Source organism: Rhizobium sp. A37_96 (assembly GCF_053521765.1).
The window spans coordinates 164,549-180,160 of record NZ_JBNWDS010000006.1 but is presented as its reverse complement, the minus strand read 5'-3'; the positions used below and the strand labels follow the sequence as shown (position 1 = coordinate 180,160).

The 15,612-nt window shown below is 60.5% G+C and carries 14 protein-coding genes; 7 read left to right on the top strand and 7 right to left on the bottom strand.

Features of this window, described 5'->3' with window-relative positions; all coding sequences use genetic code 11:
- Nucleotide 1: 1 nt before the first annotated feature.
- Together ACQZ6J_RS18045 and ACQZ6J_RS18040 are read right to left on the bottom strand one after the other, a co-directional pair.
- Nucleotides 2-490, bottom strand: a complete 489-nt coding sequence (locus ACQZ6J_RS18045) for a hypothetical protein (protein ID WP_163990211.1) — start codon at nt 488-490, stop codon at nt 2-4.
- Between the two features lie 419 nt (nt 491-909).
- Nucleotides 910-2,133, bottom strand: coding sequence for an MFS transporter (locus ACQZ6J_RS18040; protein ID WP_163990212.1), 1,224 nt, complete (start codon nt 2,131-2,133; stop codon nt 910-912).
- 95 nt (nt 2,134-2,228) lie between these two features.
- Between ACQZ6J_RS18040 and ACQZ6J_RS18035 the strand changes: the two genes are divergently transcribed.
- Complete coding sequence (locus ACQZ6J_RS18035) at nt 2,229-3,209, top strand: AraC family transcriptional regulator (protein ID WP_163990510.1); 981 nt, start codon at nt 2,229-2,231, stop codon at nt 3,207-3,209.
- A 157-nt stretch (nt 3,210-3,366) separates the two neighbouring features.
- On the opposite strand, the gene ACQZ6J_RS18030 is transcribed toward ACQZ6J_RS18035, so the two are convergent.
- Nucleotides 3,367-4,587, bottom strand: a complete 1,221-nt coding sequence (locus tag ACQZ6J_RS18030) for an alpha/beta hydrolase family protein (protein WP_449085083.1) — start codon at nt 4,585-4,587, stop codon at nt 3,367-3,369.
- 409 nt (nt 4,588-4,996) lie between these two features.
- Nucleotides 4,997-5,896, bottom strand: coding sequence for a LysR family transcriptional regulator (locus ACQZ6J_RS18025; protein ID WP_449085082.1), 900 nt, complete (start codon nt 5,894-5,896; stop codon nt 4,997-4,999).
- Between the two features lie 130 nt (nt 5,897-6,026).
- On the opposite strand from ACQZ6J_RS18025, the gene ACQZ6J_RS18020 reads away from it, so the two are divergent.
- Nucleotides 6,027-6,836, top strand: a complete 810-nt coding sequence (locus ACQZ6J_RS18020; RefSeq protein WP_449085081.1) for an NAD(P)H-dependent oxidoreductase — start codon at nt 6,027-6,029, stop codon at nt 6,834-6,836.
- 125 nt (nt 6,837-6,961) lie between these two features.
- On the opposite strand, the gene ACQZ6J_RS18015 is transcribed toward ACQZ6J_RS18020, so the two are convergent.
- Both ACQZ6J_RS18015 and ACQZ6J_RS18010 read right to left on the bottom strand, forming a co-directional pair.
- Nucleotides 6,962-8,035 (bottom strand): ROK family transcriptional regulator, encoded by a 1,074-nt coding sequence (locus ACQZ6J_RS18015; protein ID WP_449085183.1) that lies wholly within the window; start codon nt 8,033-8,035, stop codon nt 6,962-6,964.
- Between the two features lie 11 nt (nt 8,036-8,046).
- Nucleotides 8,047-8,724 (bottom strand): SGNH/GDSL hydrolase family protein, encoded by a 678-nt coding sequence (locus ACQZ6J_RS18010; protein ID WP_449085080.1) that lies wholly within the window; start codon nt 8,722-8,724, stop codon nt 8,047-8,049.
- Between the two features lie 271 nt (nt 8,725-8,995).
- Between ACQZ6J_RS18010 and ACQZ6J_RS18005 the strand changes: the two genes are divergently transcribed.
- From ACQZ6J_RS18005 to ACQZ6J_RS17985, 5 genes are read left to right on the top strand one after another with little or no spacing between them, the layout of a single operon-like run.
- Nucleotides 8,996-10,036 carry a substrate-binding domain-containing protein gene (locus ACQZ6J_RS18005; protein WP_449085182.1) on the top strand — a complete coding sequence of 347 codons (1,041 nt, stop codon included), beginning with the start codon at nt 8,996-8,998 and terminating at the stop codon, nt 10,034-10,036.
- A gap of 57 nt (nt 10,037-10,093) precedes the next feature.
- Nucleotides 10,094-11,587 carry a sugar ABC transporter ATP-binding protein gene (locus tag ACQZ6J_RS18000; protein ID WP_449085079.1) on the top strand — a complete coding sequence of 498 codons (1,494 nt, stop codon included), beginning with the start codon at nt 10,094-10,096 and terminating at the stop codon, nt 11,585-11,587.
- A gap of 16 nt (nt 11,588-11,603) precedes the next feature.
- On the top strand, nt 11,604-12,578 hold the full coding sequence (locus ACQZ6J_RS17995; RefSeq protein ID WP_449085078.1) for an ABC transporter permease: 975 nt from the start codon (nt 11,604-11,606) through the stop codon (nt 12,576-12,578).
- Nucleotides 12,578-13,537, top strand: coding sequence for an ABC transporter permease subunit (locus ACQZ6J_RS17990; protein ID WP_163990226.1), 960 nt, complete (start codon nt 12,578-12,580; stop codon nt 13,535-13,537). Before ACQZ6J_RS17995 ends, ACQZ6J_RS17990 begins: the two co-directional genes overlap by 1 nt.
- Nucleotides 13,538-13,556: 19 nt before the next feature.
- Entirely contained in the window at nt 13,557-14,240 is a 684-nt protein-coding gene (locus tag ACQZ6J_RS17985) for an SGNH/GDSL hydrolase family protein (protein ID WP_449085077.1), read from the top strand.
- A gap of 116 nt (nt 14,241-14,356) precedes the next feature.
- Here the strand turns inward: ACQZ6J_RS17985 and ACQZ6J_RS17980 are convergent, their stop codons facing one another.
- Nucleotides 14,357-15,499: a fumarylacetoacetate hydrolase family protein gene (locus ACQZ6J_RS17980; RefSeq protein WP_449085076.1), complete on the bottom strand. Its 1,143-nt coding sequence runs from the start codon at nt 15,497-15,499 to the stop codon at nt 14,357-14,359.
- Nucleotides 15,500-15,612 lie beyond the last annotated feature (113 nt).

Below are 15,612 nucleotides of genomic sequence, written 5' to 3'. Positions count from 1 at the left end.
TCTAGTGAGCGAGATTGGAGGAATCCACACAGTCATCAAGCGTCGAAAAGACCTTCGATCCACCGTTCAGAGGCACTTTGATCGAATAGGTTCCGAAGCTGACGGTCATTGCCGTTGCCGCCATTGCCATGTCCAGCATCGGAATTGAATCGGTCGTTGCGAGAACGGTGGTGCTCGAACGGCTTCGCACATTCACCGATATCGTGTTCTGATCGTCGGGAAGCCCCTCGAACTGAATCGTTACGGTATCGTCCTTGGTCGTCATCGGTGCGCCGAAATAGATTTCTTCAAACCGTTTGAATTTCGAGAACATCAGCGGGACTTTGCCATTCAGCACATACTGAGCAAGGCAGATCTCAAGTGGGCCGTTGTCGCCTCTTACCACCCGCCAATTCCCTTTCTCATATAGGATCGGCTCGAAATCGCGAGCAGCCGTTATGGAGGGCAGCAGTAGAATGGTGGCAAGGACGATGGCTGACGTAAACTTCATTCCAAACCCTGTATCGCAAAGGGCATGAAGAAGTAACGTTGTTCTTGATCTAAATAAGGCGAGGACGATCGGGTTTTCCGCATTTTATGGTTGGTGACGGGGACGGCTCGGCCTTTGCACGTTCGCGCCGAAGGATTGTCAGTTGTTGTGCAGTGAGCCCAATCTCGCAATCTTTGGACAAGATTTCCTTGCGAGAAAACATAGGCTTGTCCTCGAATTGGGGCGGGCGGAGATTGAACTTTCCGATGCCGGGTGGTGAACTTGCGCTGGAAATTGAAGGCTTGGGCCATTTATTTTCCGGCATCTTGCGGATTTCCTGTTTCTAGCCCTACCGCAGCGATGATGTTGCCGACTGATTCTCCGCCAGGCCAATCCGAAGGCGAGATTCGGCAACCGGTGCCGGCTCTGCGATCCCCCCGTCAGCCTTGGACCAGAGATGCCTGCTTGCCGCCGCGAGCGGCCATGACGACAGTTCCAGCCAGGCATGCGACCCCGAGGAACGACATGACGCCCAGCGGCCCCTGCAAGTCGACCAGTATTCCGCCCAGGACCGCTCCGCTGGAAATTGCGACCTGAAAAGCGGTAAGGAGCAATGCGCCTGCGCTCTCCGCTTCATCCGGGGCGGCACGCGTGATGTAGCTTTGGATGCTGACTGGAAAGGCGCCAAAGGCGAAGCCCCAAATGGCTACTCCGACGGCTGCGGCGAGATTCGAAGCACCCGCGGTTACGAAGACCGCGGCGACAACGGTAATCAGGCTTGATGAGAAGACAATGCCCGCGGTGGCGCTGCGCTCGGCGATCATGCCGCCGACAATATTGCCGAAGAAGCCGCTGACGCCGTAGGCGAGGAGCACCAGCGACACCATCTCGACATCAAGGTGGGCGACGCCTTCCAGGTAGGGGCGGATATAAGTGAAGCCGGCAAAATGGCCTGCAACGATGAGAAGCGTCGTGATCAGCCCGATCCGCATCTTTGGCAGCTTCAGGACGGCGCCGAGGGTTGCCAGACCCGCGTGACCTGCCGGTGGCAGCGACGGCACGGTGACGGCCTGCGCAACGAATGCAAGCACGCCGACAGCCCCGGCAAGAACAAAGGAGGCTCTCCAGCCAAGGGTGGATCCAATATAGGAGCCGAGCGGTGCGGCGGTGACGGTGGCAACCGAGACGCCGGTAAAGATCATCGCCATTGCGCGGGGGAGATGCTCAATCGGCACCAGCCGCATTGCGAGCGCGCCGGCCATCGCCCAGAAACCGCCAAGCCCGACGCCCAGCAGTATTCGGGACAAGAGAAGCAAAATCAATCCGTTGGCCGTCGCCGCCAGTGCGCAGGAAAGGACGAGGAGAGCCGTCAGCCCAAACAGCACCCAGCGCCGATTGAAATTTCGGGTGGCTATGACGACACCGGGTCCGGCAAATGCAGCGACGACGGCCGTTACCGTGACCGTTTGGCCGGCCGCCCCGGAGGAGAGGCCGAGATCGGCTGAAATTGGCGTGAGCAGGCTCGCCGGCAGGAATTCGGCCGTTACCAGACCGAAGACACCAAATGCCAATGCGATCACGGCATCCCATTTCGGTCTGCCGAGCGTCCCTGCGGGCGACTGATCTCGGGGGGAAGGATCTGGTTCAAGATGGCTGTTTGCCATGGGAAGGTCCTGTACGAAGATGTTTTGGCGTGTTGTTGCCATTGAATAAAGAGGTAGCGGTGACAGCTTGTACTTTCCATGCTAGGAAATCCGAGATGCTTGACTATTCGTCCAAAGAAAAAGCCGGCAAGCCCCATGATGCCCTAAGCGAGATGCTGAGGGGCCTGCGGCTCGACGGCGTTGAATACGGTCGCTGTCGTCTCTCGGAGCCGTGGTCGACCTATTTTGCATCGCAGACGTCTGCACGATTGCATTTCATTTCGTCCGGGTCCGCGTGGCTTCAGAAGCCGTCAGGAGATTGGCTTGAGCTGAGGTCGGGCGACGCAGCGCTTCTGCCTCGCGGCAACGCGCATGTGATTGCGAGCACGCCGGGCATTCCACCTCTGCCTTTCGAGCAATTCGATCGCAAGGAGGTCTGCCAGGATATCTTCGATGTGCAGTGCCCCGATGCTTGCTGGGCAACGGTGGCTTTGACCGCGTCGATGCGCTTCAATATCGACAATCTCCATCCGCTGCTGCAGTTGATGCCTGACACCATGCTCACCAGCGATCTGGCAAAGAACGACCCGGCGATCCCCCATCTGCTCGATGCCATGGCGCGCGAAGTGGAGATGGATCGCGTCGGTGCCGGGGGTATACTCGCGCGGCTCGCGGACGTGCTGACCGCGACCTTGATCAGGACATGGGTCGAACACGGCTGTGGCGAGACCACCGGCTGGATTGCCGCTGTACGCAATCCCGAAGTCGGCCGCGTCCTGGCCGCAATTCATCTCGAGCCGGACCGCGACTGGAGCCTGGCGGCGCTTGCCAGCCTGATGGGCACTTCACGGTCGGGCTTTGCGGACCGATTCTTGAAGGTTGTCGGCGAAACGCCGGCTCGCTACGTGGCCAAGGTGCGCATGCACCAAGCTCTCCAGTGGCTCCGCAACGGGATGCGCGTGTCGGTCGTCGCGCAGAGATTGGGCTACGACGCCGAGGCGTCCTTCAGCCGGGCCTTCAAGCGTATTATCGGCGCGCCACCGAGCCAGTTTCGCAAGAGGAGCGGAGCTGAAACGGATTCGCTCAATATGGATTGAAACTCTTCAGCCGATCGGTTTTTCGATAAGGCAATTGAAGAGGTGCCTCTCGCGAAATGCCGGGCATGCTGGTCAATTTCGGCGGTTCAGATGATGATAGGCCAGCGATGGCGCGGGTTGCATCAGGCTGGCCATGTCAGGAATCCTCGGGCGGAATTCAGTCATGGACGTCGAACTGTTCGTCGAGCCAGTCCAGCACCCGCCGATTCAAGAGGGAGCGGTTCTGCATCTCGCAATGCCCATCCGCACCTTCCGCAGCCGTAAAACGCATCAGCGTCTTCGGGCAGGTGAGCGCGTCAAAAAAGGCGCCTGCGCTCGCCGAGAGGATGTCGTTCTCGGCCTGGGTCATCAAAGTCGGGCATCGAATGAATTCGGCATGACCTTTCATGGTGAAAAGCTCGGCCGAGGCGAAGAAAGCGCGCAGGTTGTCGACGCCATGCACCCAGAAACCGCGTTGAACGATTTTCCAATACAGCTGTCGATTGCCGCGGATAGCAGCATCAATTTTGTCCAGCAGCGGCTGGTCCAGCAGACCAAGGTCGGCGGCCGATTCTGCCGACACGCCGAACATACGCATGATGACGTCGCGAAACCCATCCGCGATGCTCCAGGTGCCGGGATCGGCGATGAGCGCTGCTATGCGCGGCTCGCCCGAGGCGCCGCGCGGGGCGAGATGGCCGCCGAGGCTCCAGCCGTAAAGCGCGATGCGCTTCGCATCGACAAGAGGCAGGGTCTCCGCAAAGTCCACTACCGCCTTGATGACAACCTCCCAGTCGTGCCGTAACGGGACGCCGTTCTCATAGAGCATTCCCCCCTGGCCGGGGCCGTCGAACAACAGAGTGTGATAGCCACGCCGCGATGCCGCCACCGCGGAGGCGAAGTAGGTGTCGATGATGGTGGCGTCATAGCCGTTGTTCAGGATGATAAGCGGCCGGACTTCGTTTTCGAAGCCCTCTGCTGGAATGAAATAGCCAGGCATCGGCGTTGTCGCGAACGGGATGCTGAGGGGCCGGACCGGATGGGGGCCGATTGCCAGGCCCCTGTCGAAGGCTTCGACCTGCTTGCGAAATGCGGAGAGCAGGCGCGGATCGACGGGCGCGCCGAACAGCGGGTGGAAGGAGGCGGCGTAGAATACGCCCGCTCGGAGATAGGATTCTCGGGCGCTGACGCGATGGCCCTTGGCGAGAGCCGCTTCGGCTTCCGCGCTCAGCCGGTTGCCGGCGTCGATCCATGCTTCGTAGAAGGCAGCGTCGTCGCCATCCCCTATGGCTTCGGCGACCGCCCGGATCTCGCCGAAGTCAGCGCCGCCATAAGGAATATAGGCAATCGGCCATCCGCCGAAATCTTTATGCAATTCGTCGCGAAACAAGCTGGTCAAGGCTTCCCCTCCCACATTCCAGCGTACCGACGCCTCGAATGTAACATGTCGCGCGACAGCCGTTAAACGAATTCAGCGCGCCGGCACAAAGCTGGTCGTCGGGGATCCGAAAGCCTGAACGGTGCCGGGCAGATCCATGCGCGTCGGCAAGCCCTGGCCGCTGCCGACCATGCGCCGATATCGGCTGCAGATGCTGCACAGGCACTCGGCTTTGCGCGACTGAGGCCTCAGTCCACCGAGAATCTTGGGGAAGGCGAGGCTTCGTGGCGCGACGGCGGGGATGATGAACGTTCTCGCTGCACCGGTTCCTGACGCGGCTGGTTCTTCCCGGATATCTCATCGAGGGGCCGCGTTCTTTGCGGTCAACCGCTATTGAGCAAGTCTGTCGCCCCCACGGCCTGTCACGGCGTCAGTTTTCGCTGGATTTCACGATTTCCGCGCGGACCCACCGTTGGCCGATATGGTCCTGGGTGCGTTCGTGCCAAACCATTCCGACGGCGAAGCCTTCCACCGGGAAGGGCGGCTCAACGATCATCAGCCGGTCTCTATGTGCCGCGGCCAACCTTCTCGGCACCAGCGCAACGAAGTCGGTCGTCGACACGATGCTGATGACAAACAGGAAGGAACTGGCAGACAGCATCACCTTGCGCTGGTAACCCAGCGCCTTCAAGGCCATGTCGACAGGCGTCATGAAGTCACCGCCGCGGAGCGAGACGATGACATGGTCGAGTTCCGCATAGTCGGATGTGCCAAGCCCGGCCTTCAGGCGGGGATGGCCATGCCGCCCGATCAACACGTAACGTTCATCGAACAGGTGCCGCGACCTGAGATTGGCCGGCGCATCGCCAGGGGTCATGAGCGCAAGGTCGATTTCGCCGTGGATCATCTGTTCCTCGAGCCTGGCGAGATCGAGGTTGCGGAGCGCGACCCGTATTCCCGGCGCTTTTTGCCTGAGGCCTGCGATGAAGGGGCCGGCCAATGCCGCTTGCAGATAATCCGTACATGCGATGGCGATTGAAAGATCAGCGCTTGCCGGATCGAAGTTGCGGTAGGAGGTCACGGTGACGCGCGCCAGTTCGAGCGCGTTGCGGATCGGCTCGCGAAGCTCGATCGCCTTGGGCGTCGGGATCATGCCTCTCTGGGCCGGGACGAACAATTGGTCGTCGAAGAGATCGCGCAGCCTGTTCAACTGGGCGCTGACGGCCGGCTGGCTGAGATTGAGCCGCGCTGCGGCGCGGGTGACGTTCTGCTCGGCGAGCAGCGCTTCCAAGGTCACCAGGAGATTGAGATCGAAACGTCTGCTATCCATGAGGATTATACTAGCGCAGCAATAATCCGATTTCAAATATAGCAGGGGGAGGCGCTAGTTTCAGCCTCGACAGATCCGAGGAGACCGATGCGGTGTCTCTCGGCCATCCAGCCTCGAAGGAAGTGAAACTATGAAAAAGACGATCCTCATCGTTCATGCGCAGCCGGAACCGACGTCGTTGACGCGTCACCTTGTCGATATCGGCGTCGGGGCACTTCGGGAGCAGGGGCATGAGGTCCTGACATCCGACCTCTACGGCATGAAATGGAAGGCGGTGTTCGACGCCGATGATTTTCCCGATCGGACCGACACACGCCGCCTTTCGTTCATCGATGAATCCCGGCACGCCTACAAGCAAGGGCTCCAGACACCGGACGTCGTTGCCGAGCAGGAGAAGCTGCTGGCTGCGGACGCCGTCATCTTGAAGTTCCCGCTCTGGTGGTTCAGCATGCCTGCGATCATGAAGGGATGGATCGAGCGGGTCTATGCCTATAACTTTGCCTATGGTTACAAGGATGCCGGCAATTCCTATCGCTACGGCGAGGGAATCTTGAGGGGTAAGCGGGCGATGCTGTCGGTCATGTGCGGCGGCCCTCGGGAAGACTACCTGCCACGCGGGATCAACGGTCCGCTTGACGAGCTTCTATTCCCGATCACCCATGGCAGCCTTTTCTATACGGGCATGGACGTGCTGCCGACCTTCGCCCTCTACGGGACAGGCCGTCTCGACACGGATGGCGTCGCCGCGGCCGAGAAGGCGTGGCGCGGCCGCCTGGCTCGCCTGTTTCAAGAGGATCCCATTCGCTATCGCCGTCAGAACGACGGTGACTTTCCGGACCGTCACGTCATGGCCGATGACGTCGCCCCGGGCAAAACCGGCATCGCCGCTCACATCGAAGACACGGAAGAACCGGTCGCCCAATTGCAGGCGCGCGGATAAGCGCAATGAAAGGCGGCTACGTGGTCGAGGGGGCCGGGAATTGAAATCCGTTCGGGCAGCACAATACCGCCGCCGTCGCCGCCAGGATCAAACCGTCCAGTCATTCGGTTCAGGCGTCCGATAGATCATTCGACCATGAATCTCGAACTGAATGGGAGGCTCGCCGCGCCGACAGCTTTCGGCACGCCGGACGCACAGTCCGTCAACACTCGAACGTAGGGAAGCCGTGCTTCGATCGTAGCCGCCAGTTCCCGGCATATGTCCTCGGCAATGAACGAGGACAGCACGACGGTCCTTATCTCGATAAACTGCGACAGAGCCTGGATGGAGCCGGCGGCGGCTCCGGCAAAAGCTTCATGCCATGCCGTGCCGACGCTTCCCAGTTCCTGCCATTTTGCCTGTGACGACCAGATGGATTGCGCCAGGTCGGGACGAGAGGCCAGATCGCGTTCAAGGGCGGAAATTCCCACATCCTGGCTGATGGGCGAGTTGCCGTTGTAGATTTGATGGTTCAGAACCAGGCGGCTATGAAGGCGTGCCCCCAGGTAAAAGAACAGGAAGTCCTGCAGTCGCCTGGCAACGCCAAAGAGACTTTCGCCCGCCGCCGCCGCCGCGATGTCATTCTGCACGAACACGGGAAGATCCAGTTCCGCCTCCAACCGCTTGTGCAGTTCCTCGTTGGTGGATATGCGGCTCTCGGTCGGTGCGGGAATGGCGACGCCGATACCTGTTATTCGTTCTCGCAGCGGGGGCGACAGGCTGTCGATCGCCTTTTTGACCTCATGGGTCGCGCCTTCCAGATCGTCGAACTCGCCGATTTTTCTATGGGGCAGGGACGAGCTGAACCTGATGTTTCCGACGAAATCGACCAGGACCACATGCGTATTCCGGTGTCCGACGCTGATGCCGACTGAATAGGCGCCATCCGGGTTGAGCATCAAGGGTGTCGTGGGAGGGCCGACGCGCCCTTTCTGCGCCTCGCCTTTCATCACAAGCCCCTCCTGCTCGAGGGATCTTACGATGACGGAGATCGTCTGCGCCGACAGCCCGGTTTTTTCGCCGATTTCGAGGCGGGTGGTTGTCTCGTTCTGCAAGAGCAGCGAGAGCACAAGCCGCTCATTGTAGCTCCGCACGCTGAGCGCGTTGAGGCCGCTCGCGCGATCGGCGATACGCAAGGGGTTGGGAGGAGCAAAGCGCATGTCGGGCAAGATTATCTTCCTTTGAAGGACTTGGGCGCGGACTGCAGTTCGGCCCAGCCGATGGACAGCACTTCCACGGCAAGGGCTTCGCCCAGTTGGCGATGTGCCTCGCCGTCGATATGGAAGCCGTCTTGCGGTGCGCACCTGCAAACCGTTCCGGCATCGAAAAAATGAACCTCAAGAGAATCGGCCATGACTTCGAATTCAAGGGCCAGTTTTCTCGATTTGGCCTGCGCGCCGTAAAAGATCGCCTCCCACTCCTTGATGTCGTCCAGCATCGGGGGAGGCGATACGATCATGATTTCGGGATCGTGGCCATTCGGTCCCGGCGCCAACTCCCTGATGTCGTGCACCAGACAGCCCATTCCCATCGCGACTTCGGATGGAGGCATGTGAAAGCGCGCCTTGAGGTCGTTGGTGCCCAGCATGAGGATCACGAGATCCACTGGCGCATGGCTCTGGAGACACGGTTTCAGATAGGTTCTGCCATTCTTGTGCGCGCCCTCGATGGGGTCGCTGTGAACCGTGGTCCTGCCACTCAAACCCTCCTCGACGACATGCCACCCGTCGCCGAGCGCAGCCTTCATGACCCCCGGCCAACGCTCATGAACCGGATAGCGATCGAGCGGCGTTCCGCCTGGTATCTGCCCATGCGTATTCGAATCTCCGAAGCAGAGAACAGTGCGCATCTATCGCTCCTCCATGCCTGCCGACATGGCCTCTTTTGCACCTAGTCGAGCGGATTGGCAACATCGGGTCAATTATTCATTCAACTTGAATAACTATTGACAGCGCGAAAATCTCGGTGTTTGTTGCGGCCACGGAGGAATTGATCAGACAAGATGAATAATTGGCGCGGGCAGACCTTGTCCGCGATGGAGGATCCTTGTCTGGCGCTCGCCGATATCTGCCATGGAGGAGCTAATGAGCAGCTTGTTGAAGAGACTTACCCTTGCCCTGATGATCGCGTCGTCCCTAAGCGCCATGCCGCTGCGGGCACAGGAGGTGAACCTGCTCGACGGCGTCACGACGCCTGCCGAAAACAACCCAACGGTCGAAGCGGGCAAGTACAAGAAGGATGCCCCCTGGGTCATCGGGATGAGCAGCTTCGGCGTCAACGCCAACACCTGGACCGTTCAGGTGGCGCATGAGGCCGAGGCGGCGGCTGCGAGGGACAAGCGCATTGCCAAGTTCATCCTTCTCGACGCCGGTTTCGACCAAAAGAAACAGGTGGCCGACATCGAGGATCTCATCGCACAGAAGGTCGACGCCATCATCGTGCAGCCGGTCACGTCGACATCGGCGGATGCCAGTATTGAGAAGGCGGTAAAGGCTGGCATTCCGGTCATTCTCCACACCGGCCGCATCGAAAGCGACGCCTATACCACCGAAATCCAGGGTGGCGCGGAACACTTCGGCAAGGTCATGGGCGACTTTCTGGTGAAGGAACTGAAGGGCAAGGGCAACATCTGGGTTCTTCGCGGCCTCGCCGGTCATCCGGAAGACACCAATCGCTACAACGGCCTCCTGCAATCCTTGAAGGGAACGGATATCAAGATCACAGCCGAAGAAAACGGCGACTGGCAATACGACAAGGCAAAGAAGCTCTGTGAGACCCTCTACCTCAGCGATCCCAATGTCGATGGGATCTGGTCTTCCGGCGCCGACATGACGCGCGCGTGCGTCGATGTCTTCAAGCAGTTCGGCGCGCCGATCCCGCCGATCACCGGCGAAGGCAACAACGGCTTCTTCGGCCAGTGGATAAAGGACGGATTCAAGTCGGTATCCTCCGTGTACAGCCCCGCTCAGGGTGCCGCGGGTGTCAGAGCCGCCGTCGCCCTTCTGGAGGGCAAGGAACTCAAGAAGCACTACGCCTACAACCCGCCGGGCTGGGATATCGACAAGGCCAAAAAATACTACCGCGACGATCTTTCCGCCAATGTCTGGTGGCCGTCCGAGCTTTCGGAAGAGCAGCTGAAGCAGTTCTACGGAAAGAAGTGAGCCTGTTCGCCGGGAGCCTCCCACAGCTCCCGGCGACAGCATACCCGGATGCGAACCATGCAAAATCTTATTGAAATGTCGCGGATTTCGAAGTCGTTTGGCGGAAGCCATGCTCTTCGCGAAGTCTCGCTGACGCTGATGCCCGGAACCGTCCATGCGCTGATGGGCGAGAACGGGGCCGGCAAGTCCACGTTGATGAAGATCCTCGCCGGCGTCCATCAGCCGGACAGCGGAGAAATCTTCAAGAACGGCCACCGGATTTCATTTTCGAACCCGCGCGACGCGCTCGAATTCGGAATATCGACGGTCTTCCAGGAGCTCTCGCTGTTGCCGAACATGTCGATCGCCGAGAACATGTTCCTGGGTCGCGAGCCGCGAACCCGCTTTGGCGGCCTCGATCGACGGCGCATGAGGCAAGAGACCAGGGCGGCGCTTGAGCGGCTCGGACTCAATCTCGATCCCGGCATGCTCGTCTCCGAACTTTCCATCGCGCAGCGGCAATTCGTCGAGATCGCCCATGGCATCGACGCCGATGCCGCCATCTTCATTCTTGACGAGCCGACCGCAGCGCTGAACGCGGCAGACGTGGAGATCCTCAACAGGCACATTCGTGACCTTCGCGATCAGGGAAAGGCGATCGTCTACATCTCCCATCGCATGGACGAAATTTTCAACATCTGCGACACGGTCACGGTTCTCAAGGATGGCCGGCTAGTCGGCACAAGGCCCCTGCCGGACATGACGCCGTCGTCGCTGATCGCGATGATGGTCGGACGAGAGCTGAGCGATCTGTTTCCGCTCCGCTCGCAGCGCGCCGGCGACGACGCAATCGAGCTCGTCAACGTCAAGATCGATGTGCGTGCAAAGCCGTTTTCCCTGTCGGTCCGCAAGGGAGAGATCGTCGCGCTTGCCGGTCTCGAAGGCCAGGGGCAGCAGAAGATCCTGCGGTCGCTGGTGGGGGAATTCCAACCTTTCAGCGGAACGGCCGTTATCTGCGGGCACAGCATTCGCCTGCCGATGCGTGCAAAGCACGGCATAAGGGCGATGCAGAGGATCGCAGTGGGCTTCGTTCCTGAGGACAGAAAGGATGAAGGTCTCTTTCTCGGACTGTCCATCGAGCACAATCTGTCGATATCGCTCCATGCCGCCCGCAAGGAGTTTTCGATCGCGCGATCCTACCGGGACATCGTTGCCGCGACGATGCGCGGCATGAACATCAAGTCTTCAGGCCCCAGCGCCGCTGCCGGTTCCCTGTCGGGCGGCAACCAGCAGAAGGTTCTCCTCGGGCGGTATCTGGCTGCCAGGATGGATGTCCTTTTGATCGAAGAACCGACGCGCGGCGTCGATATCGGCGCGAAATCGGAAATCTACAAGTTGTTGCGCGAATTCGCCGATCGCGGCGGCGCAGTGCTCGTGCTGTCGCGCGAGACGCTTGAACTCATCGGGCTTTGCGACCGCATCTGCGTCGTGCACGGCAATACCGTCGTCGCCGAGATGCCGGCCGCGGACGCCACTGAACACGGCATTCTTGACGCTGCGCTCGGCGCGTGAACGGGAGGAGATTGAAATGAACCTCACAGGCAACTCGCCTCTTTTCAGATATATGGGCAATCGTGGCCATCGCCAGGGGCTCTGGCTCCTGCCGGCGGCGCTGGCATTGGCGATCGCCTGCTGGCTCGCCTTCGCTACCGATCAATTCGCCACCAGCGAGAACGCGCTGAACCTTGTGGCGCAGGCGATGCCGCTGCTGATCACCGCAGTCGGCCAGATGCTCGTCGTGCTGATCGGCGGTCTCGACCTTTCCGTCGGCTCCGTGATCAGCTTCACGACTGCAGTCCTGGCGCTCGGGGGGCCGGCCTATGTGATTGTCCCCAGCGTGCTGCTGCTGGCAGCAGTGATCGGCTTCGTGAATGGCGTGTGCGTGACCCGCCTCCATGTCCATCCGATCATCGCGACGCTGTCGATGCAGTACATCGTGCTTGGCATCACACGCGTGCTGCGGCCGGTTTCCGGCGGAACGGTGCCGGACATCGTGCGATGGTCCGTCGAGGGACATGTTTTCGGCATCCAGATGCCGCTCATATGGGGAGCAATCACCCTCGTCGTTGCCTGGAAACTTCTCTATGGCACCCGCTACGGCGTTCATCTCTTTGCCATCGGCGGCGGTAGCGCCGCTGGGATGGATGACGCCGCGCGCAACTTCGGCATTCCTGCGAGGCGGAACATCATGCTTGCCTATGTCGGCAGCTCCCTGTTTGCCTGCGCGGCCGGTATTTTTCTCGCGGGACGCATCGTATCCGGCGATCCCAATGTCGGCCTGTTGTTCGAGCTCGACGCGGTTACGGCCGTGGCGATCGGCGGAACGCAGCTTTCAGGCGGGGTCGGCAGCCTGCAGGGAACAGTCGTGGGCGTTGCGATCCTCGCACTTCTCTCCAACGGCATGAACCTTCTGAACGTCACCCCATTTGTCCAGACCGCGATCAAGGGATGCCTGCTCATGTTTGTCGTCGCTCTCCAGTCTCGCAGAAGGATTGGGCTCTGATGCCGGCTCTTGTTCAAACCCCGCTGGCACAGAGGTTCGCAAGGATTCCTCCGGCCTATTATCTATTCGTCATCCTCATCGCGATCCTCTGGATAACGAGACCGCAGATGTTGAACGTCAATGTCATGGGTGTCTTCGTCCGCCAGGTGGTTCCGCTCGGGATACTGGTGCTCGGCCAGCTCCTGGTGATGCGCGTGAAGTCGATCGACCTATCGGGCGGTGGCGTCATTCTGCTCGTCAACTATTGCATCTCGTCGGGCATGTTTCCCGGAGCGTCGTTGTCTTTCTTCGTCGCGCTGGCGCTTGCTGTGGGACTCGTGATCGGACTGTTCAACGGCTTCATGATCGCGATCCGGCGCGTCTCGGCAGTCATCGTGACCCTCGCGCTGAACATCGTCATGATAGGCCTTGTTCAGTATCTTTCGAGCGGCAAGCCGCCGGGCGACGTGCCGCCGGTGTTCGGGGAGCTTTTCAACACCCGCTTTCTCTCCATTCCGACGCCGGTCCTCTTCTGGATAGGCATCACGGCGATCATGTCCCTGGCTCTGGCGCGGACGGTATTCGGACGGTTCGTGGCATCCGCGGGGGAAAGCATCGAGGCGGCGCACTTCTCCGGCGTACCGGTCGAGAGAACAGTCATCGCGGCGCATGCGATCGCCGGCCTGATCGCGGGGATCGCCGCCCTGGTCCAGACAGCGTCGATCGCGGTCGGAAGCGTGCGCGTCGGATTGGATCTGCCGATTCTGTCGGTGGCAGCCACAATTCTCGGCGGTGTGGTCTTCGGCAGGGGCGAGGGCGGCGTCTGGGGTCCCTTCTTCGGGGTCCTGTGCTTCGCGTTCCTGTTCGTCGTCATGACCATGTTCGGCGTCGGCGAGCCCGGCAAACTGGTCGCTCAAGGTCTCATCATTCTGCTTGCGGCCATCTTCTATGGTCTCAAGGCGAGCGGAACCAAATCCTAGACTATCGAAAGAGGAAGCAATGGCAGAAAAACGATCCATCCTGTGTTTTGGAGACTCGCTCACCTGGGGCTGGATTCCAGTCGAACAGTCGTCACCGACGCTCAGATACCCTTTCGAGCAGCGGTGGACCGGTGCCATGGCGGCCGAACTCGGCGACCGCTACTCCATCATAGAGGAGGGTCTGAGCGCACGCACGACGAGCATCGACGATCCGAGCGATCCGCGGCTGAACGGAAGCGCCTATCTCCCATCCGCGCTTGCGAGCCACCTTCCTCTCGATCTGGCCATCCTTCTCCTCGGCACGAACGACACCAAGTCGTATTTCCGCAGAACCCCTTATGAAATCGCCATTGGGATGGGCAAGCTTGCGGGGCAGGTGCTGACCTGTGCTGGCGGCGTCGGCACGCCTTATCCGGCTCCCAAGCTGCTCATCGTCGCGCCGCCGCCATTGGCGCCCATGCCCGATCCGTGGTTCGAGGGCATGTTCGCGGGCGGATACGAGAAGTCGCTTGAGCTGGCGAAGCACTATCGCGCCCTGGCGTCGTTCCTGAAGGTCGATTTTCTCGACGCCGGCGAAGTCGTCACCACGGACGGGGTCGATGGCATTCATCTTTCCGCCGAGACGAACGTCAGGCTCGGAAGAGCGATCGCCGCGAAGGTCGTCGAGATCTTCGCGCGGGACAGCCGCCAAAGCGCGGCTTGATTGCGTTTGTTTCGCCGGTGATTGCTCCGCATTCGCCGGCGGTTCCTTCATGGTCGCATCTGAGGGCTGAGCGCGACCTTGTCGAGGACGATCATACTCGACGAGAATAAAAACCCTCAGATCAATCCGCGTCGCGCCAGGTTGCGCATGAGATGCGACGTTCCGAACGTCCAGGGAGCACACTCGGTCGATAGCAGCACGCGGTTTCGCAGCGATCCCAACCGGTCGTTGGAGATGGTGACGATATCGCCGGACTTGTGGGTAAAGCCCTGTCCGGGCGTATCACGGTCCTCGACAGGCGCAAAAAGCGTTCCCATGAACAGTACGAAGCCATCCGGGTATTGATGGTGGCGGCCGATGGTCTGGGAGACGAGGTCGAGAGGATCTCGGCTGATTTCCTTCATCGACGAGCGACCATGCAGCACATAGCCGTCCTCGCCTTCGACCTTCAGGTCGAGATCGGCATTGCGCACGTCATCCAGGCTGTAGGTTTCATCGAAGAGACGGATGAACGGCCCGATCGAGCAGGAGGCGTTGTTGTCCTTCGCCTTGCCGAGCAACAGGGCCGACCGGCCCTCGACATCGCGCAGGTTGACGTCGTTGCCAAGGGTGGCACCCCTGACCCGGCCGCTGCTGTCGACGGCAAGCACGATTTCCGGCTCTGGATTGTTCCACTTGGAGATCGGATGCAGGCCGACATCGGCCCCGGGGCCGACCGACGACATCACCTGCGACTTGGAAAAGACCTCAGCGTCCGGACCGATGCCGACTTCGAGATATTGCGACCAGACGCCCTCCTCGATCAGCGCCGCCTTGACCTTGGCTGCCTCGGGAGATCCGGCCTTGAGGTTGCGCAGGCTGTCGCCGATCAGCGCGGTCACCTTGCCGCGGATCGCTTCGGCGAGGTCCGGATTGCCGGCCGCGCGCTCCTCGATGACGCGTTCCAGCATCGAGCGGGCAAAGGTGACGCCGCAGGCCTTGATCGCCTGCAGATCGACGGGAGCGAGAAGATGGACGGCCGCGAGGTCGGGCTCGGCGGCCAGCAAGGTATCGAGTTTGGCGACGGCCTCGCCCTTCTGAGCGCGAACGAAAGCGACCGGATCGTCCTTCTCCAGAAGGTCGCGCATGGTCGGCGCCTCCTTCGACGTAATGTCGTAAACGGTGCCATCCCGGACGGTGATGAGGGCAGGGCCATCCACGTCGGGGCGCCAGACGCGGCCGACGAATGTTCCGGTTGTGAATGTTTCCGAGCTGGCCATATCGTTCATCTCCTCCAAACTGCGAGTGTTTCTAACGCAGTCGTTCGTGCTTTGCCATCGGTTATCGATGCGCCATTTGCCGCGTCCTGGACTTTCACTTTCTCCGGACCGAC